15 protein-coding genes are annotated in these 21,591 nt (G+C 66.4%); 4 read left to right on the forward strand and 11 right to left on the reverse strand.

The genetic code is table 11. From position 1 onward, the window contains the following. Positions 1-4 precede the first annotated feature (4 nt). Positions 5-3,070 carry a bifunctional proline dehydrogenase/L-glutamate gamma-semialdehyde dehydrogenase PutA gene (gene putA, locus ACFOOQ_RS00265; RefSeq protein WP_379720012.1) on the reverse strand — a complete coding sequence of 1,022 codons (3,066 nt, stop codon included), beginning with the start codon at positions 3,068-3,070 and terminating at the stop codon, positions 5-7. A gap of 129 nt (positions 3,071-3,199) precedes the next feature. Here putA and ACFOOQ_RS00270 point away from each other — a divergent pair, with 129 nt between their 5' ends. After that, complete coding sequence (locus ACFOOQ_RS00270) at positions 3,200-3,667, forward strand: Lrp/AsnC ligand binding domain-containing protein (protein WP_379720015.1); 468 nt, start codon at positions 3,200-3,202, stop codon at positions 3,665-3,667. Here the strand turns inward: ACFOOQ_RS00270 and cysG are convergent. The 9 genes from cysG to ACFOOQ_RS00315 all read right to left on the reverse strand — a co-directional run bounded on the left by cysG (position 3,664) and on the right by ACFOOQ_RS00315 (position 17,225). Continuing rightward, complete coding sequence (gene cysG / locus ACFOOQ_RS00275) at positions 3,664-5,124, reverse strand: siroheme synthase CysG (protein WP_379720018.1); 1,461 nt, start codon at positions 5,122-5,124, stop codon at positions 3,664-3,666. The genes ACFOOQ_RS00270 and cysG overlap by 4 nt on opposite strands. Next, positions 5,093-7,789, reverse strand: coding sequence for a nitrate reductase (locus ACFOOQ_RS00280; RefSeq protein ID WP_379720021.1), 2,697 nt, complete (start codon positions 7,787-7,789; stop codon positions 5,093-5,095). The genes cysG and ACFOOQ_RS00280 overlap by 32 nt, the downstream gene beginning before the upstream one ends. A 5-nt stretch (positions 7,790-7,794) precedes the next feature. After that, positions 7,795-8,133, reverse strand: coding sequence for a nitrite reductase small subunit NirD (gene nirD / locus ACFOOQ_RS00285; RefSeq protein WP_379720024.1), 339 nt, complete (start codon positions 8,131-8,133; stop codon positions 7,795-7,797). A 32-nt stretch (positions 8,134-8,165) separates the two neighbouring features. Further along, positions 8,166-10,613, reverse strand: coding sequence for a nitrite reductase large subunit NirB (nirB, locus tag ACFOOQ_RS00290; protein WP_379720027.1), 2,448 nt, complete (start codon positions 10,611-10,613; stop codon positions 8,166-8,168). An 11-nt stretch (positions 10,614-10,624) separates the two neighbouring features. Further along, the gene (locus ACFOOQ_RS00295) at positions 10,625-12,343 is read right to left on the reverse strand and encodes an ABC transporter ATP-binding protein (RefSeq protein ID WP_379720030.1); all 1,719 of its coding nucleotides are present in this window, start codon (positions 12,341-12,343) and stop codon (positions 10,625-10,627) included. 17 nt (positions 12,344-12,360) lie between these two features. Then, positions 12,361-13,449 (reverse strand): ABC transporter permease, encoded by a 1,089-nt coding sequence (locus tag ACFOOQ_RS00300; RefSeq protein WP_379720033.1) that lies wholly within the window; start codon positions 13,447-13,449, stop codon positions 12,361-12,363. Between the two features lie 73 nt (positions 13,450-13,522). Further along, positions 13,523-14,941 (reverse strand): CmpA/NrtA family ABC transporter substrate-binding protein, encoded by a 1,419-nt coding sequence (locus tag ACFOOQ_RS00305; protein ID WP_379720036.1) that lies wholly within the window; start codon positions 14,939-14,941, stop codon positions 13,523-13,525. A gap of 369 nt (positions 14,942-15,310) precedes the next feature. Continuing rightward, positions 15,311-16,609 (reverse strand): CmpA/NrtA family ABC transporter substrate-binding protein, encoded by a 1,299-nt coding sequence (locus ACFOOQ_RS00310; protein ID WP_379720039.1) that lies wholly within the window; start codon positions 16,607-16,609, stop codon positions 15,311-15,313. Between the two features lie 4 nt (positions 16,610-16,613). Beyond that, positions 16,614-17,225 carry an ANTAR domain-containing response regulator gene (locus ACFOOQ_RS00315; RefSeq protein WP_379720042.1) on the reverse strand — a complete coding sequence of 204 codons (612 nt, stop codon included), beginning with the start codon at positions 17,223-17,225 and terminating at the stop codon, positions 16,614-16,616. A gap of 189 nt (positions 17,226-17,414) precedes the next feature. Here ACFOOQ_RS00315 and ACFOOQ_RS00320 point away from each other — a divergent pair, with 189 nt between their 5' ends. Further along, on the forward strand, positions 17,415-18,227 hold the full coding sequence (locus tag ACFOOQ_RS00320; RefSeq protein ID WP_379720045.1) for a phosphatase PAP2 family protein: 813 nt from the start codon (positions 17,415-17,417) through the stop codon (positions 18,225-18,227). Between the two features lie 10 nt (positions 18,228-18,237). After that, complete coding sequence (locus ACFOOQ_RS00325; protein ID WP_379720048.1) at positions 18,238-19,020, forward strand: FkbM family methyltransferase; 783 nt, start codon at positions 18,238-18,240, stop codon at positions 19,018-19,020. On the opposite strand, the gene ACFOOQ_RS00330 is transcribed toward ACFOOQ_RS00325, so the two are convergent. After that, positions 19,017-20,192 carry a hypothetical protein gene (locus ACFOOQ_RS00330; protein WP_379720051.1) on the reverse strand — a complete coding sequence of 392 codons (1,176 nt, stop codon included), beginning with the start codon at positions 20,190-20,192 and terminating at the stop codon, positions 19,017-19,019. The two genes, ACFOOQ_RS00325 and ACFOOQ_RS00330, sit on opposite strands and share 4 nt — an antisense overlap. A 219-nt stretch (positions 20,193-20,411) precedes the next feature. On the opposite strand from ACFOOQ_RS00330, the gene ACFOOQ_RS00335 reads away from it, so the two are divergent. Next, complete coding sequence (locus ACFOOQ_RS00335; protein ID WP_379720054.1) at positions 20,412-21,584, forward strand: glycosyltransferase family 4 protein; 1,173 nt, start codon at positions 20,412-20,414, stop codon at positions 21,582-21,584. The last annotated feature ends 7 nt before the right edge of the window (positions 21,585-21,591 follow it).

The following is a 21,591-nucleotide window of genomic DNA, read 5'->3' on the forward strand; positions in this document are numbered from 1 at the left end:
ATCGTCAGACCGCCTCCATCGCCATCAGCGAGGCATTGCCGCCGGCCGAGGTGGTATCGGTCGACACCACCCGTTCGGTGGCGAATCGCCTGAGATAGTTCGGCCCGCCGGCCTTTGGTCCGGTGCCCGACAGTCCCTCGCCGCCAAAGGGCTGCACGCCAACCACGGCCCCGATCATCGAACGGTTGACGTAGATGTTGCCGACCCGCGCCTGGCGGCGCACCTGCTCCACCGTCTCGCCGATACGGCTGTGGATGCCCAGCGTCAGACCGAATCCGGTGCCGTTGATCGCAGCAATCACACGGTCGAGATGGCCGGCCTGCCAGCGCAGGATATGCAGCACCGGGCCGAACACCTCACCCTGCAAAGCCGACAGGTCGTCGAGCCGGATCGCCGCCGGTGGCACGAACCAGCCGGACTCCTGCGGCGCCGCCAGCCGGTGCGCCAGCCGGTCGCTGAAACGTTCCAGATGATCGAGCAGCCGCTGCTGTGCCGCCTGGTCGATCACCGGGCCCATGTCGGTGGCCAGCCGGCCGGGATCGCCGAGTACAAGTTCGTCCATGGCGCCGAACAGCATGTTTTCGACGCGGTCGGCGATATCCTCCTGCACGAACAGCACGCGGGCCGCCGAACAGCGCTGGCCCGCCGACTGGAACGCCGAGACGATCAGGTCGTTCACCACCTGCTCGGGCAGGGCCGAGGAATCGACGATCATGGCATTCTGGCCGCCGGTCTCGGCAATCAGCGGAATGATCGGGCCATCGCTCTCGGCCAGTTGGCGGTTGATGCGTTTCGCCGTCACCGTCGAGCCGGTGAAAGCGACGCAACGGACCAGCGGATGCGCCAGGATCGCGGCGCCAACCTCCGGCCCGCCGGGCAGCAGATGCAACACATCGACCGGCACCCCGGCCTCGTGCAGCAGGCGCACGGCATGCCAGCCCATCACCGGTGTCTGCGGCGCCGGCTTGGCAACCACCGCATTGCCGGCGGCAAGCGCCGCTGCCACCTGCCCGATGAAGATCGCCAGCGGGAAATTCCACGGGCTGATGCAGGCACAGACGCCGCGCCCGACAAGGAACAGCCGGTTCTCCTCGCCGGTCGGACCCGGCAGCTCGACGGCTGCGAAATCGGCCTCGGCCCGTAGCGCGTAGTAGCGCAGGAAATCGACCGCCTCACGCACCTCCGCCACGGCATCGGGAATGGTCTTGCCGGCCTCGCGGATCGCCACCGCCATGAACTCCGTCATGCGCTGGTCCAGCAGGTCGGCGGCACGACGCAGGCAGGCGGCGCGACGGGCGGCACCGGCCGCATCCCAGCCCGGCTGCGCGGCGGCAGCGATATCGACTGCCCGCGCGGCATCCCCGGCCGTCGCGGCACGCACCTCCGCCACCAGCCGCCCGGGCGCGGCCGGATCGAACAGCGGCACGGGCGCCGCGCCGGTTTCACGCCCATCCACCAGCGCCGCAGCAGCCCACGGTTTTTCCCAGGCTGCGGCCAGGCCGGCGAGCAAAGGAGCCGCGACGGCATCGTCACTGAGGTCGAGGCCGGTGGAATTACGCCGCTCCGTGCCATAGAGCGCGGCCGGCAGCGGAATGCGCGGATGCGGCTGCGCCTGCATCGCGGCCACCTGCGCCACCGGATCGGCGAGCAGGGTATCGAGCGACAGATGCGCCTCCTGGATGCCATGGACGAAGGAGGAATTGGCGCCGTTCTCGAGGATGCGGCGCACCAGATAGGCCAGCAGCTCCTCGTGGCTGCCGACCGGCGCATAGGTGCGACACGACAGCCGGCTGTCGCCGGCCAGCAGGGTCTCGTAGAGACCCTCGCCCATGCCGTGCAGGCGCTGGAACTCGAAATCGCGGCGCTCGTCCGCCCATTCGAGCAACGTCGCCACCGTCAGCGCGTTATGGGTGGCGAAGGCCGGATAGAGATGTGGTGCATCAAGCATGCGCCGCGCACAGGCCAGATAAGAGACATCGGTGGCCGCCTTGCGGGTGAAGACCGGATAGCCGGCGAGGCCGCGTTCCTGGCTGCGCTTGATCTCGCTGTCCCAGTAGGCGCCCTTGACCAGCCGCACGAAAATCCGCCGGCCGGTTTCGGCGCCCAGTGCCTCCAACCCGTCGAGCACCGCCGGCGCACGCTTCTGGTAGGCCTGCACGGCAAGGCCGAGCCCGTCCCAGCCCCGCAGTTCCGGTGTGCGGGCGGCCAGTGCAAACAGTTCCAGCGACAGCTCCAGCCGCTCGCTTTCCTCGGCATCGACGGTCAGCCCGATCCCGGCATCTCGGGCCGCCACGCCGAGCGAGACCAGCACGGGGCCGAGCTCGCGCAGCACGCGGTCGCGCTGGGCCGGCTCATAACGCGGATGCAGCGCCGAGAGTTTCACCGAGAGACCGGGACTGCCCAGCAGGTCGCCGGGCTTGGCGTGACGCCCCAGCGCCGCGATGGCCTGCCGGTAATGATCGAGATAGCGTGCGGCATCGGGGGCGGTCTTCGCCCCCTCGCCCAGCATGTCGAAGGAATGCCGGAAGCCCCGCGCCTCGAAGGCAGCGGCATGCTTCAGGCCCTCCTCTATCGTACGGCCCATGACGAACTGGCCGCCCATCAGATGCATGGCCATGCGCACCGCGCGGCGGATCACCGGCTCGCCGAGCCGCGCCACCATGTCCTTAAGGATGCCGTCGGTCTCGCCGCGCGACAGCAGCCGCCCGGTGATGGTCAGCGCCAGGGTCGAGGCATTGACGAAGAACGCCGAGGACTGGCCGAGATGCGCCTGCCAGTCGGCGGGGCCGAGCTTGTCGCGGATCAGGCGGTCGGCAGTCTCGGCATCGGGGATGCGCAGGAAGGCCTCTGCCAGACAGAGCAGCACGACACCCTCGGTGGTCGAGATGCGGTATTCGTTGAGGAACTGCGCCAGCCCGCCGGCTGTGGCGGCGGCCTTCTGCATGGCGGCGACCAGCATGCCGGCACGCGCCACGATGCGCTGGCGGGTGGCCGGATCGACCCCGGCCGCCCGCATCAGCGGCAGCAGCAGATCGGGTTCGGGGGCGCGGTAGGCGGCACTGATCGTCATGGCTGGAATCTCCGGGGGGACGGCTTCGGAGTAGCATTGGCCATGCAAAATGTGCTTCGTATTTTTTCTTATTTTCCTTAGTATTTTTGATTATAATGCCGTTCCTATCAGTGTTTCTTCGGAAAAATCATGGAAATTCCGAATATTGACGAATCGGACCGGCGCATCCTCGCCGCCCTGCAGGATGACGGCCGGATCAGCAATGCGGCGCTGGCCAAGCTGGTGGGTTTGAGCCCGGCGGCCTGTTTCGAGCGCGTCCGCCGGCTGCGCCAGCAGGGCCTGATCCGTGGCTTCACCGCGCTGCTCGATCCGCAGAAGCTTGATCGCGGCCTGCTGGTCTTCGTCGAGATCGTGCTCGACCGCACCACGCCCGACGTGTTCGACCAGTTCGCCCGCGCGGTGCGTGAGATGCCCGAAGTGCTGGAATGCCACATGGTGGCCGGCGGCTTCGATTACCTGATCAAGGTGCGGGTGCGCGACATGGAAGCCTACCGGCAATTCCTCGGCGCCTCGCTGACCAGCCTGCCCGGCGTGCGCGAGACCCACACCTATGCGGTGATGGAAGAGGTCAAGCACAGCATGCGGCTGCCGCTCTAGGCGGTGCGCACATCACTCTCGCCGTCGATGCCGGCGGCAGCAACCACAGCAGCAAAGCTGCGGCCGACGCCGATCAGCACCGGTGCCGCGCTGTCGCGGAACGGTGGTACTTCAAGAAGGTCACGCAGGCTGCCCTGCCAGCGCTGCTCGTCGGCACGTGATACCGAGGCCAGCGCCACCACCGGCGTGCCGGCCGGCAGGCCTTCGGCCAGCAGCCGCGCAGCGATCTCCGGCGCGGTGCGGCCACCCATGTAAAAGATCGTCGTGGTTTCCGCATCGGCGATGCCACGCCAGTCGAGGTCCTCTGGCAGGCTGCCGTCGCGGGCATGGCCGGTGACAAAGCGTACCGAATGGGCATGGTCGCGATGGGTCAGCGAGACGCCGAGCCGCGACGCGGCGGCGATGCCGGCGGTGATGCCGGGCACCACCTCGACCGGAATACCGGCGGCGCGCAGGCTGGCGATTTCCTCGCCGGCGCGGCCGAAGATCATCGGATCGCCGGATTTCAGCCGCACGACATGCTTGCCCTGGCGGGCCAGCCGCACCATCAGCGCGTTGATGTCATCCTGGCGGCAACTGGCGCGACGGCCGCGCTTGCCGACCATCATGCGTTTCGCCTCGCGGCGCGCGAGTTCGAGCACCTCGGCCGAGACCAGATCGTCGAACAGGATGATGTCAGCGGCCTGCAGCGCGCGCATGGCCTGCAGCGTCAACAGCTCGGCATCGCCCGGGCCGGCACCGACCATGGTCACGCGACCGCCGGCTGCACCATCGCTGCCGGCCAGAGCCAGCAGCGCATCATCCGTGGCGGCACCCGGCAAACCGGCGAAGATGCGCTCGGACGCCCTTTCCCAGAAGGCCCGCCGGGCCGCCGTGGTCGGCAGCAGGCGGGCGATGCGGCCGCGGATGCGCGCCGCGGCGGCGGCCCAGGTGGCAAGGTCATGCGGCAGCAGGGTTTCGATGCGCCGACGGATTGCCTGGCCCAGCACCGGCGCCGCACCGGCGGTCGAAATCCCGATCACCACCGGCGAGCGGTTGACGATAACGCCGAACTGGAAATCGCTGTGCGCCGGCGTGTCGATCACCATGGAGGGAATCCCGGCAGCCTGTGCCGCGGCACGAAACCGGACCGCAGCGTCGTCATAGGCGCAGTCGGCAATCGCCAGCGCCATGCCGGCGAAATCCGCCGGCTGCCAGTCACGCTCCACGACGGCGACGCTGCCCGCATCGAGCGCCTGTGTCGTCAGCGCCAGCAGAACGGCGCCGGGTGCCGTGGCGAAGACCGTGACCCGCGCCCCGGCCGCGGCGAGCAACTCGGCCTTCCAGGCCGCGGCATCGCTGCCGCCGGCGACCAGCACCGGGCGATCCTGCAGGTCGAGGAAGACCGGCAGCCGCGTTAGCGGGCGGATACGGGCGGGCGCGGCGTCAGCCGGCGTTCTGGAGCTGTTGTCTGGCATTGATCAGTTTCCGGATCTCGCTGCGGCAGGAGCCGCAATTGGTGCCGGCCTGCAGCGCGGCGCCGACTGCCTCCACGCTGTGGCAGCCCTGGGCGATCGCCGTGGCGATCTGATTCACGCCGACCTCGAAGCAGCTGCAGACGACCACACCATGATCGGCGCCTGCCTCGCCGGCCCGGCCGGCCAGCAGCCGCAGGCGGTCGCGCGGATCGGCGACCTTTTGCCCAATCCGGCCAATCAGCCAGTTGCGCGCAGCCGACACCGGTTGCGGCGCCACGAACAGCGCACCGCTGAGGCAGCCGTCACGGAATGCCGCGTAGCGATGCTGCCCGGCCGCACCATCATGATAGGCGAGCATGTCACTGTCAGCCGCACCTGTGCTGCCCAGCAGCTCGCCGGCAAAGACGTCCCAGTCTTCCGGCGTGGTCGTATCCGCCAGCTCGATGCGCCAGCCGCCACCCTTGACCGGCGCGACCGCCCAGTAGGCCGTGGCGAGGCCCGACGGGCGTGCGGCCACAAGGGCGAAGCCATGCCAGGCGGCTGCGAACGGCCGCACCCGCACCGGGGTGAATTTCAGTTCCGGCTGGCCCGAGACCGGATCGGTATGGGCGTTGACCACCGCATCGATGCGGCCGGCAGCGCTGAGCTGGTCGGTCCAGTGCATCGGCACGAAAACACTGCCCGGCCGCTGCGCCGGTGTGATGTCGGCCCGCACGATGACATGGCCATGAGCGCTTTCGACCACCGCCAGCCCACCCGGCGCGATGCCACAGGCGGCGGCATCGTCGGGATGCAGCTCGACGAAAGGCTCGGCGATATGGGCCATCAGGCGCGACGTCTTGGCCGTGCGGGTCATGGTGTGCCACTGGTCGCGGATGCGGCCGGTGTTGAGCACCAGCGGAAAGCGCTCGTCGGTCGCGCCGCGCGCCGGGCGGAACGGGGTCGGCACGAAACGGGCGCGACGGTCGGGCGTGAAAAAGCCGCCGGCAGCGAAGAAGCGCTTCTCGCCATCGATGCCGGGCTGCCCTGCCGCAGGCAGCGGCCACTGGAACGGGGGCAAGCTGTCATAAGCATCGCGGGTGATGCCGGCATGGGCCGAAATGTCGAAGTCGCGCGTGCCGGCATTGCGGAAACCCGACAGCGCGGCATATTCGGCGAAGATTTCGGCGGCATTGCGGTAGGCGAAGGCCTCCGCCCAGCCCATGCCGCGACCGACCGCGGCAAAGATCCACCAGTCGGGCTGCGCCTCGCCCGGCAGCGGCAGGAAGCCGCGCTGGCGCGAGATACGCCGCTCGGAATTGGTCACCGTGCCGTCCTTCTCGCCCCAGGCCGCCGCCGGCAACAGCACATGGGCCAGTGCCGTGGTGTCGGTATGGCGGGCGACATCGGAAACCACCACGAAGGGACAGGCGGCCAGCGCGGCGCGCACGCGATCCGCATCGGGCAGGCTGTCGACCGGATTGGTGCCCGCAATCCACAGTGCCTTCACCTTGCCGGCGCGCACTGCCTCGAACAGGTCGACCGCCTTGAGGCCCGGCCGCGACGCCATGCGCGGCGCCTGCCAGAAATCCTGCACGATCCGGCGATGCTCGGGGTTGTCGAGCTCCATATGGCAGGCGAGCTGGTTCGCCAGCCCGCCGACCTCGCGCCCGCCCATGGCATTGGGCTGGCCGGTGATCGAAAACGGCCCCATGCCGGGCCGGCCGATGCGCCCGGTATAGAGATGGCAGTTGATGATGCTGTTGACCTTGTCGGTGCCGGCGGAAGACTGGTTGACGCCCTGCGAATAGGCGGTGACCACCTTCCCGGTGCGGCGGAACAGGTCATAGAAAGCATTCAGGTCGGCCACCGGCAGGCCGGTGACCGCAGCGGTCTCGGCCAGGCCGGCGCCATCGAGTGCCGCCAGCGCCGCATCGAAACCGGCGGTATGCTGCGCGGTGAAAACGCCGTCGACGGCCTGCGATGCCGCCAGATGCGCCAGCAGGCCGTTGAACAGAGCAACATCGGTGCCGGGCTTGAGCGCCAGATGCAGGTCGGCGGCTTCCGCCGTCATGGTGCGGCGCGGATCGACAACGACGATCACCATCTCCGGCCGGGCCGCCTTGGCCGCCAGCAGCCGCTGGAACAGCACCGGATGACACCAGGCGAGGTTGGAGCCGACCAGCACCACCAGATCGGCACTGTCGAGATCGCTGTAGGTGCCGGGCACCGTGTCGCTGCCGAAGGCGCGCTTGTGGCCGGCCACCGAGGAGGCCATGCAGAGTCGCGAATTGGTGTCGATATTGGCCGAGCCGATGAAGCCCTTCATCAGCTTGTTGGCGACGTAGTAATCCTCAGTCAGCAGCTGACCCGAAACATAGAAGGCAACTGAATCCGGACCGTGCTCGGCGGTGGTCTGCGCAAACCGGTCGGCGACCAGATCGATTGCCGTGTCCCAGCCGACCTTCTGGCCGTTGACCAGCGGATGCAGCAGCCGGTCGTCGAGCGACAGGGTTTCCGCCAGTGCCGAACCCTTGGAGCAGAGCCGGCCGGCATTGGCCGGATGATCCGGATCGCCGGCCACGCTGACCGCGCCATCCTCAGCCGCGCGGCGCACCACTAGACCGCAGCCCACCCCGCAATAGGGGCAGGTGGTGCGCGTCTTGCTGGCGATGCGCTGCAGCATGGCGGTCAGGCGCTCCGCTGCAGCAGGTCGGCGCGAGCGAGCTGGATGCGGTCGCCGTCGAGCCGCACGGCGATCCGGTGAGTGCAGCCCTGGTCGGCGCCCTGTGCCTCGCCGGTTTCCAGGCTGATCAGCCAGTTGTGCAGCGGGCAGGTGACCGCATGGCCCTGCACGATGCCCTGCGACAACGGCCCGCCGCTGTGCGGGCAGCGGTCGTCGAGGGCGAAGACCGCATCGTCCATGGTGCGGAACACCGCGACATCGCCGCGCGTCGTCTTCACCAGCCGCGCGCCACGGCGCGGAATATCCTCGAGGCTGCCGACCTCGATCCAGTCGCTGTCCGTCATAGTCTCCGTATCCGCACGTGTCAGGATCAGGTTCATTCCGCGGCCTCCCGCAGGCGCAGGTCGGCCATCGGCTTGTATTCATGGGCATGGGCGCCGCCGGCGCGTTCGGCCCAGGGGTCGATCTGGGCGAAGCTCTGGGCATGCACGAAGCGGCTGAACAGCGCATGCCGGCGTTCGGTATCCGCGACGATCTGCTGCTTCACCGTGTCGAGGCCGACACGGTCGACCCATTTATGAATACGGTCGAGGTAATGCGCCTGCTCGCGATAGAGCTGCATGATGGCACCGGTATATTCCAGCACCTCATCCTCGCTGGCGACCTTGCACAGCAGGACGGTTGCCTTGACGTGCAGGCCGGCGGCACCGGCGATATGCAGCTCATAGCCGGAATCGACGCAGACAACGCCAATATCCTTCACGGTGGCCTCGGCGCAGTTGCGCGGACAGCCGGAGACCGCCAGCTTCACCTTGTGCGGCGTCCAGCTGCCCCAGGCGAATTTCTCCAGCTTGATGCCGAGCCCGGTCGAATCCTGGGTGCCGAAACGGCACCATTCGCTGCCGACACAGGTTTTCACCGTCCTGAGCGCCTTGCCATAGGCATGGCCCGAGACCATGCCGGCCGCATTGAGGTCGGCCCAGACGCCGGGCAGGTCTTCCTTCTTCACGCCGAGCAGATCGACACGCTGGCCGCCGGTCATCTTGACAGTGGGGATGTTGTATTTATCCGCCACATCGGCGATGGCGCGCAGTTCCTTGGCGCTGGTCACCCCGCCCCACATGCGCGGCACGACGGAATATGTGCCGTCCTTCTGGATATTGGCGTGGGCGCGTTCGTTGATGTAGCGCGACTGGCTGTCGTCGACGTATTCGCCGGGCCAGCTGGCGATCAGGTAGTAGTTCAGCGCCGGCCGGCATTTGGAACAGCCGCAGGAGGTCTTCCACTCCAGTTCCTGCATCACCGCCGGGATCGACTTCAGTTCGCGGGCGACGATCAGGCGGCGCACCTCGTCATGGCCGAGATCCGTGCAGCCGCACATCGCCGTCAGTTCGGCCGGCTTGTAGCCATCGCCGAGCGTCAGCGCCAGCAGTTGTTCGACCAGCCCGGTGCAGGTGCCGCAGGAGGCCGAGGCCTTGGTATGGGCACGCACCTGGTCGAGGCTGGTCAGCCCCTTGGCGGTGATTGCCGCGGTGATCTTGCCCTTGCAGACGCCGTTGCAGCCGCAGATCTCCATGTCATCCGACAGGGATGCAACGGCCGCCACAGGGTCCTGCGGGACGCCCCCGACGAAGCCGCGGCCGAAGATCAGCGTGTCGCGCATCTCGGAGATGTCGGCCTGTTTTTTCAGCAGGTCGAAAAACCAGGCCCCGTCGGCGGTGTCGCCATAGAGCACGACACCGATGATGCGGCCGTTCTGCAGCACCAGCCTCTTGTAGATGCCGGCCGCCGCATCGCGCAGCACGATCTCGTCGCGGTCCCTGGCATCGGCAAAATCGCCGGCCGAATAGAGGTCGATGCCGGTTACCTTCAGCTTGGTGGCGGTGACCGAGCCGCCATAGGCGGCGCCCTCGCCGACCAGGGTCCGGGCCAGAACGCCGGCCATCTCGTAGAGCGGCGCGACCAGGCCATAGGCGACGCCGCGGTGTTCGGCGCATTCGCCGAGCGCAAAAATGTCCGGGTCCGACGTGCGCATCTGGTCGTCGACGACGATGCCGCGGTTAACGGCCAGGCCGGCTGCCTTGGCAAGCGCCCCGTTCGGGCGGATGCCGGCCGCCATGACTACGAGGTCAGCCGGGATGCGGCTGCCGTCGTCCAGCTCCACCGCCTCGACGCGGTTGGTGCCGATGATCGCCTTGGTGTTGGCGGCGGTCAGCACCTTGATGCCACGCTGCTCGACGGCACGCTTCAGCAGGTAGCCGGCAGCCGGATCGAGCTGGCGCTCCATCAGGGTCGGCATCAGGTGCACGACGGTAACCTGCATGCCCTGTTCGGCCAGGCCGGCAGCCGCCTCAAGACCAAGCAGGCCGCCGCCGATCACCACGGCATTGCCGCGCGCCTTCGCGGCAATCAGCATGGCATCGACGTCGTCGAGATCGCGGTAGGTCAGCACGCCGGGCAGGGTATGGCCAGGCACCGGGATGATGAACGGCAGCGAGCCCGTGGCGATCACCAGCTTGTCGTAAGCCTCGACCTGGCCGTTCTCGGCCGTCACCGTCTTTGCCGCGGTGTCGATGGCGGCGATGCGCATGCCCTTGTAGAGGGTGATGCCATGCTCGATGTACCAGCCATCGCCATGAATGACGATCTGCTCGTAGGTTTTCTCGCCCGAGAGCACCGGCGACAGCATGATGCGGTCGTAATTGACCCGCGGTTCGGCATTGAAGATGGTCACGTCATACCGGTCCGGCGCGACTTCCAGCAGATGCTCCAGCATGCGCCCGGGCGCCATGCCATTGCCGATGATGACGAGTTTCTGTGCCATTGCCGCCTCCGTCACGCCGCCCGGCCGACGACCGCATCGCCGGGCTGTTTCGCCTTCTGTTTGCCATGGGCGCCGCCTTCGTATTCCTCGAGAAAGGACAGAAGTTCGGCGCGGTAGTCGTAATAGCGCGCATGCTCCAGCAGCGCCTTGCGGCTGCGCGGCCGCGGCAGGTCGACCTGCATGATGTTGCCGATGCGGGCCTGCGGGCCGTTGGTCATCATCACCACACGGTCGGCCAGCAGGATCGCCTCGTCGACGTCGTGGGTGACGCAGATCGCCGTTACCTGGGTGCGCGACCAGACATCCATCAGCACCTCCTGCAGGCTCCAGCGGGTCAGGCTGTCGAGCATGCCGAAGGGCTCGTCGAGCAGCAGCAGCTTGGGCGACAGGGCAAACGCGCGGGCGATGCCGACGCGCTGGCGCATGCCGTTCGACATGTCGGCCGCCGGCTTGTCCATGGCATCGCCCAGTCCGACGCGGGCGAGGTAATATTCGATGATGTCGCGCCGTTCGGCCGCGCTCGCCTTCGGATAGACCCGGTCGACGCCGAGCGCCACGTTGTCGCGCGCGGTCAGCCAGGGCACCAGCGATGGCGCCTGGAAGACGACGGCGCGTTCCGGTCCCGCCCCCCAGACCTCCTTGCCGTCGAGGATGATGCCGCCGCCGGAAATCTCGCTGAGACCCGCCACCATGGACAGCACGGTCGACTTGCCGCAGCCGGAATGGCCGATCAGCGAGACGAATTCACCCTTTTTCATTTTCAGGTCGAAGTCCTCGACCACGGTCAGCGGGCCCTTCGGCGTCGGATAGATCTTGCGGACCTGCGAGAAATCGACATAGCGGTCCTGGATCGGCGAGGCCGCGGCGGCCCGATAAGCCCGCGGCGGGCGGGAGTCGAACACCACCGGCGCGATATCGGGCAGCGCTCGGCCGTCGTCGGCCGCCGCCGCCTCGCGTGCCATGGCCAGATCCATCAGGTAGGCGGTGACCTCGTGTCGCAGGGCCTTGAAGCGGGCATCGCTGTTGATGGCGGTGCGGTCGCGAGGCCGCGGCATGTCGACACGGAATTCGCGGCCGAGCGTCGCCTTCGGGCCCGGTGTCAGCGGGATGATGCGGTCGGCCAGCAGAATCGCCTCGTCGACATCATTGGTGATCAGCAGGACGGTCTTCCTGTCCTGCTGCCAGATCGCCTCGATCTCATCCTGCAGCTTGGCGCGGGTGAGCGCATCGAGCGCCGAGAGCGGCTCGTCGAGCAGCAGGATATCGGGGCTCATGGCGAGCGCCCGGGCCACGGCGACGCGCTGGCGCATGCCGCCGGACAGTTCCGCCGGGCGGCGATCTGCCGCGTGGCCGAGGCCGACCATCTCGATATAGCGCCGCGTGCGGGCCGCCCGCTCGGCCTTGCTCTCGCGGGTGAAGACGGCATCCACCGCCAGCGCCACATTACCGGCAACGGTCAGCCAGGGCATCAGCGAATAGCTCTGGAACACCAGGCCGCGATCCGGTCCCGGTCCGGTGACCGGTTTGCCCTTGAGTGACAGGCTGCCGGCATCCGGGGCGATCAGTCCGGCGACCAGCGACATCAGCGTGGTCTTGCCCGACCCCGAGAATCCGACGATGGCGATGAACTCGCCCTCCTCGATCTTGAGATTGATGTCGCTCAGCACCTCGGTACGGCTGGCGCCCGCGCCGTATCCCTTGCTGACGCCGTTCAGTTCGAGGAATGCCATTGCGCGCCCCTCTCTGTTCAGCGGTTGGTCGAATAGGTGAAGGCCGCCTGCAGGGCATACATCAGACGGTCGAGCAGGAAGCCGATGATGCCGATGGTCAGCACGGCAACGATGATGCGGGCCAACGACGAGGACGAACCGTTCTGGAATTCGTCCCAGACGAATTTCCCGAGGCCCGGATTCTGCGCCAGCATCTCGGCGGCGATCAGCACCATCCAGCCCACGCCCAGCGACAGGCGCAGGCCGGTAAAGATCAGCGGCAGCGCCGACGGCAGCACCAGCTTGGTCACCGTCTTCCAGGTCGGCAGGCGCAGCACGCGGCTGACATTCATCAGGTCCTTGTCGACCGAGACGACGCCGAGCGTGGTATTGATCAGCGTCGGCCACAGCGAGCAGAGCGTTACCGTGATCGCCGAGATCACCAGCGATTTCGGAAAGGCATCAGACGTATCGATATAGAGTGCCGAGACCGTCATGGTGACGATCGGCAGCCAGGCCAGCGGCGAAACCGGCTTGAAGATCTGGATCAGCGGGTTGACCGCGCCGTTCACCGAGCGCGACAGGCCGCACATGATGCCGACCGGTACCGCCACCAGGGTCGCGATGATGAAACCCAGCGCCACGGTCTTCAGGCTGGTCAGGATCTGGTCGAGATAGGTCGCCTTGCCGGTGTAGTTGCGCCATTTGACCCGGTCGGCCTTGCCCTCGGCGACCAGTTCCCGGTTGCGCTCGTCCTGGCGGGCGTAGAAGGCCGCTTCCTTGGCACGTTCGGCCTTGTGGTCCTGGTAGAGATTGACCGCCTGCTCCCAGACCTGGGCCGGTCCCGGGATGGCACCGAGCGAGGTATGCACCTGCGGCGCCAGCCCGGCCCAGAGTGCGAGGAAGGCGGCGATGCCGACCAGCGGGATCAGCAGCTGCTGGCGCAACTCGCGCAGCTGGTGGCGCGGATGGTCGCCGGCGGCGATCTTGAGAAGCGGCACCAACCAGCCGAAACCGACGACATTCAGGTAGGTCGCGGTACGGTTGATCCGGGCGAACAGCTTTTCCTGCCGTCGGCGCCGCATCTCGTCACCGGTGATCCCCGCATATTCGCTTGCCGTGCTCATGCCCTGCTCCACTGACTGTGCTCTTCTGCCGCGGAATGGCCGGAGCCGCCGCAACGGCGACCCCGGTGATCCGTCAGCCGCCGGTGACGTCGGTTCCCTCGACCACCTGCTTGCCCTTCAGGCCGATCGGCAGGCTGTCGATATAGGCGTTGGGCTTGCGGCCGTCGTAAGTGATGCCGTCGATGAACTCGGCGGTCGGCTTGCGAAAGCCATCGCTGTCCCAGGGGAAGTCGGGCTGCTTCGCCTTGCCTTCATCGACCAGCATCTTGGCCGCCTTCAGGTAGATGTCGGGGCGATAGACGCTTTTCGCCGTCTGGGCATACCAGTCATCCGCCTTGAATTCGGTGATCTGGCCCCAGCGGCGCATCTGGGTCAGGTACCAGACGGCATCCGAGTAATACGGATAGGTCGCGAAGTAGCGGAAGAAAACGTTGAAATCCGGCACTGGCCGCTTGTCGCCCTTCTCGTATTCGAAGGTGCCGGTCATCGAGTTGGCGATCACCTCCGGATCGGCACCGACATATTCCGACTTGGCCAGGATCTTCACGGCTTCCTTGCGGTTGGCATCGTTATTCTCGTCGAGCCACATCGCCGCGCGGATCAGCGCCTTGGTCAGCGCCAGCGTGGTCTTCGGGTATTTCTCGGCGAATTCCGCCGTGATGCCGAACACCTTCTCCGGATTGTTCTTCCAGATCTCGTAGTCGGTGATCACCGGCACGCCGATGCCCTTGAACACCGCCTGCTGGTTCCACGGCTCGCCGACGCAGTAGCCGTTGATCGTGCCGGCCTCCAGGGTGGAGGGCATCTGCGGCGGCGGCGTCACCGACAGCAGGGCGTCGGCCTTGATCTGGCCGGAGATATCGCTCTTCGAGTAATAGCCCGGGTTGATGCCGCCCGACGCCAGCCAGTAGCGCAGCTCGTAGTTATGGGTCGAGACCGGGAAGACCATGCCCATCTTGAAGGGCTTGCCCTCGGCCTTGAACTTGTCGACCACCGGCTTCAGCGCGGTGGCCTTGATGGGATGCTGCGGCCTGCCGTCCGGACCGTTCGGAATATGGGCCTTCATCATCTGCCAGACTTCGTTGGAGACGGTGATGCCGTTGCCGTTCAGGTCCATCGAGAACGGCGTGACGATATGCGCCTTGGTGCCGAAGCCGATGGTGGCGGCAAGCGGCTGGCCGGCCAGCATATGGGCGCCGTCGAGTTCGCCTGTAATCACGCGATCAAGCAGGACTTTCCAGTTCGCCTGCGGTTCCAGCGTGACGTAGAGGCCTTCGTCCTCGAAGAAGCCCTTCTCCTTGGCGACCGCCAGCGGCGCCATGTCGGTCAGCTTGATGAAGCCGAATTTCAGCTCGTCCTTCTCGACATCGAGCTTGGCCGCCTGCGCCATTCCGGCCAGGCCCAGCGTCATCGTGGCAACCGCAGCCAGCAGCAGCCCGCGGCGGCCGATCGCACCTGCAGCCTGCTTCTCTTCTGCCCATCCTGCACTCATCGTCCTGCCTCCATCTGTCCCGTTCCGGTCTGTCGCCTGTCTCGGCTGCTGCCCTGTTGCCTGTCCTGCCGTGCTTCAGACACAAAAAAAACGCTCCCGATTCCCGGATTCCGTCGACCTGAGGTCTTCGGTTTCCTTCATCGGCAGCGTTGCCTGCGCCCGGCAGCGGGCGAATTACCTGTATGAAGCCAGCTCCGGCTTCGCCTGTATCCTTGCACGGCCCATGCCAGTCTCTGGCGCCAGACCGGACCGGGCGGATATCAGTATCTTATGTCCGAAGATGCGGCGGCCTTTCGGTGCTTCGGATCATCCGTCCTGCCCGTTTTGAGACCGAATGCTGCCCAATTGTGCAGCGCACCCGATTCGGGCTCAGGTCGGCAGGATGCCGGCTGGCAGATCGGCGCGCATCTGGAATCCGGCAATGTATTCGTCGAGCAGAGCCGGATCGAAGGAGGCGCCGTCGAAAAAGCCGTCCGGCCCCAGCACCAGCTTGCCGGTCGACGAGGCGACCGGCCGGGCGGCGGCAAGCGCGCCTTCGACCTTGGCATTGGCGCTGGGCATGGCGACATCGAGGTCGCGCAGCGCGGCACGATAAAGGTCCGGCCGGTAGGTGTGCTGCGCCACCTGCACAGCCACAGCCGAATGCGCGGTCTGGCCCCAGCGCACCATCTGGCTGTACAGCCAGAGCGCATGGCTGACCCAGGGAAAGGTCGCGGCCTTGGCGGCATAGACCAGGAAATCGGGAATGGCGGTTTCCTGACCCGGCACCAGTGCGAGCCGCCCCGTCAGGCCGCGCAGCAGCACCTCGCGCGGCCGGTCGAGATACCGCGCATCGGCCAGCATGGTGGCGAGGTCGCCGTGATGGGCCGGGTCGTCGCACCACAGCGACGCCCGGTGCAGCGCGCGCAGCAGCGCATTCACGCGTTCGGGGTGCTGTTCGGCCCAGTCGGCGCGCATGCCCAGCACCTTCTCCGGGCTGTTGTGCCAGATCCCCGCCTTGGTGGTGGCAATGGCACCGACGCCGGCCGCCACCGCCAGCGAGTTCCACGGGTCGCCGACGCAGAAGCCGTCGATCTGGCCGGCGGCCAGGGCATCGACCATGAACGGCGGCGGTATCACCACCAGCCGGACATCGCGGTCGGGATGGACGCCGCAGGCAGCGAGCCAGTAGCGCAGTTCGTAGTTGTGGCAGGAAAACGGGAAGACCATGCCGAAGGTCAGCGGGTCGCCGCCGGCCTGCCGGCGGGCCGCCACCACACGGGCGAGCGCCGGACCATTCACTGCCGGATCGCCCTGCGCGGCGGCACCGGCATCCTGCATCGCCTGCCACAGCGCGTTGGAGACGGTGATGGCATTGCCGCCGAGATTCAGCGCCATCGGGACAATCATCGGCACGGTCAGATGGCCGATGCCGAGCGAAGCGGCAATCGGCAGCGGCGCCAGCATATGGGCAACATCGAAATGGCGGATCGCCAGGCGGTCGCGGATATTGGCCCAGGATGTCTCGCGGATCAGTTCGAGGCGGATGCCTTCCTGCGCGGCAAAGCCCAGTTCTTCCGCCGCCACCAGAATGGCGCAGTCGAGTAGCGGAATGAAACCCGCACGGATCACCGCCACGTCCTTGCCGCCACCTTCGCCGCCCTGTTGCCGGATGTTGCTCATCAGCATGTCCTCACTCCGCTCCCCGGTCGCCCGACGGCCCCAGCAGGCCGGCCGCGGTCACCACGCTCTGCGCGATATCGGCCAGCCGCCGGTTCTGGTTCATCGCGGTCTTGCGCAGCAGGGCGTAGGCCTCGCCTTCCGTCATGTTCCGGGTCGACATCAGGATGCCCTTGGCCCGCTCGATGGTCTTGCGGTCGGCCAGCTCCGATCTGGCGCTGGCTAATTCCCCCTGCAGGCGGGAGAACACGTTGAAACGCCGGATCGCCATGTCGACGATCGACTTGACGCGCTCCTTCTTCAGGCCATCGACGATATAGGCGGAAACGCCGGCGTCGATGGCGGCCTCGGTCATCGCCGTATCGGACTGGTCGACGAACATCGCCACCGGGCGGGCGACCACGCGGGAGACCTGGAACATCTGCTCGAGGACGTCGCGGCTGGGGTTTTCGAGATCGATGATGACGACGTCCGGTTCCAGATCGACCAGCCGGCGCAGCAGGCTGGTCATTTCCGAGATCACCGTCACCTCGCTGTAACCGGCCATGCGCAGGCCGTCTTCGAGAATCGCGGCGCGGACGTGATTCTCGTCGATAACCGCGACTTTCAGGCGGGTTTCAGCCATGGCGATGGCGAGGCGGGTGGAACATCATCATTACCATTGCCCAAGCAAGAAGCAGGCCAGCCTGTTGCCGGTCATCGCCACCAAATTGACACATAGCCTGCACGCTTGGTCACCAACAAGCCTTGCGAAGAGGCGAAGACTGCGAATAACGGCGACGGGAGCGCCGGCCTGACAACGGAAAACACGGCCATGCAACAGACCCTGAATACTATGGACGTCCATCTGATCCGGCTGCTGAACCAGTATGCCGGGCTCAACCCGGCCCTCGATCACCTTATATATACGTTGTCCGATTCCGGGCTGCTGAAGGGCGGCCTGTTCATGGCGTTCCTGTGGTGGCACTGGTTCCGCCGCGATGACGCCACGGAAACCCGCCGTGGACAGATCATCATCGCCCTGACCGCCACCGCCATGGCAGTGATCGTCAGCCGCGTCCTGCAGGTTGAACTGCCGTTCCGCGACCGGCCCATGCACAATGCCGCCCTGCACTTCATGCTGCCCGATGGCGTCGGCTCCGGCATGCTGGATGGCTGGAGTTCGTTCCCGAGCGACCATGCCGTGCTGTTCTCGGGCCTGGCGGTCGCCGTCTGGATCCAGAGCTGGCGCGGCGGCCTGCTCTGCGCGATCTGGGCCCTGGTCGCCGTCTGCCTGCCGCGCGTCTATCTGGGCTATCACTATCCGACCGACATCGCCGCCGGCCTCATCCTCGGCACCGGCATCGTGGTTGCGGCCCATCTTCTGGTCTCTCCGGACAGGCTGACCGCACCCCTGCTGCGCTGGGAGCATATGCACCCGACGTCCTTTTACTGCCTGGCCTTCCTGGCCAGTTTCGAACTGGCCGTGATGTTCCGGGATATCCGGCAGCTCGCCGCCGACGGAGTCCATCTGGCCGGCGCGACCGCCCCCGCCGCAACCCTGGCCACAGAAGGATCACTCCCGTTCCGCAGCAATGCCACCCATGCTGTGTCCAGCAGCATCGCTGCCCCGCCCAAAACAGAATGACCGACATGCCATGATGCTACAGCCCCTGAAACGATGGATCCGCAGCACAAGCCGCTCGCTCGGCTATGACATCATGCCGCTGCGTGACATCAAGGACCGCGATTTCGCCATCCACCTCGGCCAGCTGTTCCGCCACCTCGACATCGACTGCGTGCTCGATGTCGGCGCCAATACCGGCCAGTACCACGATTTCCTGCGCGAGCAGGTGCCTTATGCCGGCCGCATCATCTCCTTCGAGCCGGTGCGGCAGAATATCGAAATCCTGCGGCAGCGCCAAGCGGCCGACCCGAAATGGACAATCCTCGGTCATGCGCTCGGCAGCAGCCGCAGCCAGGCAACCATCAATGTGATGAAATCCGACCAGTTCAGTTCGTTCCGTATGCCGGACAATACGGCGGTTCCGGAATTCGAAGGCCTGAACGAGACGAGCCACAGCGAACTGGTGGAAATCCACCGGCTGGACGATATTCTGCCTGACCTGCAGGCCCGCCATGGTTTCCGCAATATCTATCTGAAGGTCGACACCCAGGGCTTCGATCTCGAAGTGCTGGCCGGCGCCGCCGCATCACTGCCGGCCATTCGCGCCCTGCAAACCGAGGCATCGATCATCGGCATCTATCGCGACATGCCGGACTACATGCAGACCATCCGCTATCTCAACGAGCGCAATTTCGATATCTCGGGCCTCTATCCGATCAGCCGGGACCCGGCGATGCGCCTGATCGAGTTCGATTGCGTCATGGTCAACCGGCATGCCTCTGCCGCCGGCGCAGGGCATACCGGCGCCGGCTAGGCCTTGCGGCCGTCGATCAGGCGGCAGAGTTCCATGGCATCCTCGCCACCGACAAAGCTGCTTTCCGGCATGTCGAGAAGCCGGCGGCGTTTCTCCTCGTATTCGGCATCGTCGAGATTGAGGAAAAAGTCGTAAAGCGAGCGTTCGTAGGGCAACTCGAAACTCCAGCCGATCCTGCTGTCCTCGACGCGCTCGCCGACCTCGAAGCCGGCCGCCGTCAGGCAGGGCACACCGAAAAAGCCGGCCTCGTAGAGCCGGCAGGGCAGCAGCCAGCGCGAGTTGTGCTCGCTGTTCTCCAGGTCGAGACCCCAGGCGAAGTCCACCGAGCGATAGATGGCGGGCAGGTCGCGGGCCGCCAGATAGGGACCCGCGTAGACCAGGTTCGGCAGGCGACGGCTTGCCTCGTGAAAGCCGGGAAGATCGACTGTTGTTACCAGCCCGTGGAAGCGAAACTCGACAATGCCTTGCAGGCGCTCGGCCAGCCGGACAATGAGATCGAATGTCTGCTGTCCCCTGATCACGCCGCAATAGGCAACCACCCAGCGCGTGCCGCCGCTTCGCCGGCGCCGCTGTGGCACTGCGATTTCCGCAGGGCGCTCAAGCCCGGAAAAGGCAGGCGGCAGTTTGTTTTCCAGCAGAAACCACGGCCTGCTGTATCGCTGTACCGGCCGGTAATAGTGTTTCAGGAATCCGGGAGACGACAGGACCAGCATATCGACACGCCGCAATGCCCAGCGCTCGGCGGACCGCAACAGCCGCGACAAGACGCCGTTGCCCGTGAAGGCAGGCTGGACATCAAGTACCTCGTAAACGACCCTGGGGCGCCGCCGCGCCAGTACGCAGGACAGCAGCGCGAGAAACAGCTGATCGATATTGCGAGCATAGAAGATGCGGGCGCCTCTGATCGCATGCCGGTTCTGAAACAGTTTAGGCAGAGCCTTCAACAGGGCAAGGATACGGTGAACATATCGCCCCTCCTGGGTCTGCCCCAAGAGGATGCAATCCCCACCCAGGCCGCCAGTTCTGCTGTAGCGATCGCGACGGAAGCCGAATGTTGTGAGGCTGTACCCGTAGTCCCTGAATGCCTCCGCCCGGGTCGCCGTCACATGATCGGCGACATCCGGCGCAAAGAAAACCAGCTCCGGTGAACTGCGACGGATGCGAAACTGCATTCCTGGCTCCTGGCTGTCGATGGCGGCGCCTCAACCCGGCAACGGATACATCATTGAGTGGCGGCCATAGTACAGAGCCCTCCGCATACCAAGTGTGATCAATCTGTGCTGCGGAACCACGCTGGAACCGCGGAATGCGGACACAGGTTGATCACTGGCCCATGCGCGGGCATTCGGCTTTCCTGCCTGCAGGATATCCCGTAACCCTACGAGGCCCCCTTGACCGCCAGCGCCATCCAGGCCAGCCCGTATTCGCCTGATCCGTCGTCCCATGCCCGTCGCTTCGACCGCGTCGCCATCAGCAGCGTTTTCGGCGATCCGCTGGACCGCAGCACCTGGTCGGGGGCGCCGGCCAATGTCGGGCGCTGCCTGCAGAAGATGGGCATCGCCGTCGAAGGGGTCTGCTCCGGCATCCGCCGCGGCGAACTGCGCCTGCTGGCCCTGCAATACATGCTGATGGGCTACGGCCGGCCGCCCGGCAGCGAAGCCGTGCGCCGCATGCAGGCCGCCCGCCGGCGGGCCGGCGAGCAGCTGGAGGAAACGCTGCGCCGCCGGCGGATTCGCCATGTGCTCCACATGGGCACCCTCGACCTTCCCGCCCGCATGCCGGACAGTGGCATCCGTCACTATCTGTATTGCGATCATGACTGGGCCCTGTCGCTGGCCCATCGTCCGGACCGTCACCACTATTCCCGTTCGGCCATCGCCGCCTTCGAGGACCTGGAAAAACAGTCTCTCGACTCGGTCGAGCATATCTTCACCTTCGGCGCCTACGTCCGGGACCACATCATCAGTCACTATGGCGTGGCACCGGATCGCGTGACTGCCGTGGGCTCCGGGATGGGCGATATCGAACCCTATGCCGGCGCCAAGGATTATGACCGGCCGCACCTGCTGTTCGTCGCCAAGCACCTGTTCGCCGCCAAGGGCGGGATGCTGCTGCTGGACGCCCTGCGGATTGCCCGCGCCCGCCGCCCGGATATCCAGCTGACGGTTGTCGGTGACAAGCGCAGCCGGCCTTTCGTGCCGGAGGATCCGTCGATCCGTTTCTACGCTCATCTGCCATGGCGCGAGCTGCAGCGCCTGATGCGCATGTCGAGCCTGCTGGTCCAGCCCATGCTGAACGACCCGTGGGGACAGGTGTATCTCGAAGCCATGGTGTCCCGCACGCCGGTGATCGGCCTGAACCGCAACGGGCTGCCGGAGATCACCGAAGGCGGACGGCATGGTTTTCTGGTCGACCGTGCCGACCCGGAACAGCTCGCCGCAGTCATTCTCGATGCCCTGGCCGACCCGAAGCGGCTCGCCGGCATGGGACGCAGCGGCCAGGCCCATATCCTGCGGTCATATTCCTGGGACGCGGTCGCCGACCGCATCGCGCATCACGCCTGACCGCCGA

It is taken from the genome of Ferrovibrio xuzhouensis (assembly GCF_042648965.1).
Lineage (GTDB): Bacteria > Pseudomonadota > Alphaproteobacteria > Ferrovibrionales > Ferrovibrionaceae > Ferrovibrio > Ferrovibrio xuzhouensis.

Excerpts from the sequence above, each read along its gene's own strand:
- putA (WP_379720012.1), bottom strand. The coding sequence starts at position 3,070 with ATGACGATCAGTGCCGCCTACCGCGCCCCCGAACCCGATCTGCTGCTG.
- ACFOOQ_RS00270 (WP_379720015.1), top strand. The coding sequence starts at position 3,200 with ATGGAAATTCCGAATATTGACGAATCGGACCGGCGCATCCTCGCCGCC.
- cysG (WP_379720018.1), bottom strand. The coding sequence starts at position 5,124 with ATGCCAGACAACAGCTCCAGAACGCCGGCTGACGCCGCGCCCGCCCGT.
- ACFOOQ_RS00280 (WP_379720021.1), bottom strand. The coding sequence starts at position 7,789 with ATGCTGCAGCGCATCGCCAGCAAGACGCGCACCACCTGCCCCTATTGC.
- nirD (WP_379720024.1), bottom strand. The coding sequence starts at position 8,133 with ATGACGGACAGCGACTGGATCGAGGTCGGCAGCCTCGAGGATATTCCG.
- nirB (WP_379720027.1), bottom strand. The coding sequence starts at position 10,613 with ATGGCACAGAAACTCGTCATCATCGGCAATGGCATGGCGCCCGGGCGC.
- ACFOOQ_RS00295 (WP_379720030.1), bottom strand. The coding sequence starts at position 12,343 with ATGGCATTCCTCGAACTGAACGGCGTCAGCAAGGGATACGGCGCGGGC.
- ACFOOQ_RS00300 (WP_379720033.1), bottom strand. The coding sequence starts at position 13,449 with ATGAGCACGGCAAGCGAATATGCGGGGATCACCGGTGACGAGATGCGG.
- ACFOOQ_RS00305 (WP_379720036.1), bottom strand. The coding sequence starts at position 14,941 with ATGAGTGCAGGATGGGCAGAAGAGAAGCAGGCTGCAGGTGCGATCGGC.
- ACFOOQ_RS00310 (WP_379720039.1), bottom strand. The coding sequence starts at position 16,609 with ATGCTGATGAGCAACATCCGGCAACAGGGCGGCGAAGGTGGCGGCAAG.
- ACFOOQ_RS00315 (WP_379720042.1), bottom strand. The coding sequence starts at position 17,225 with ATGGCTGAAACCCGCCTGAAAGTCGCGGTTATCGACGAGAATCACGTC.
- ACFOOQ_RS00320 (WP_379720045.1), top strand. The coding sequence starts at position 17,415 with ATGCAACAGACCCTGAATACTATGGACGTCCATCTGATCCGGCTGCTG.
- ACFOOQ_RS00325 (WP_379720048.1), top strand. The coding sequence starts at position 18,238 with ATGATGCTACAGCCCCTGAAACGATGGATCCGCAGCACAAGCCGCTCG.
- ACFOOQ_RS00330 (WP_379720051.1), bottom strand. The coding sequence starts at position 20,192 with ATGCAGTTTCGCATCCGTCGCAGTTCACCGGAGCTGGTTTTCTTTGCG.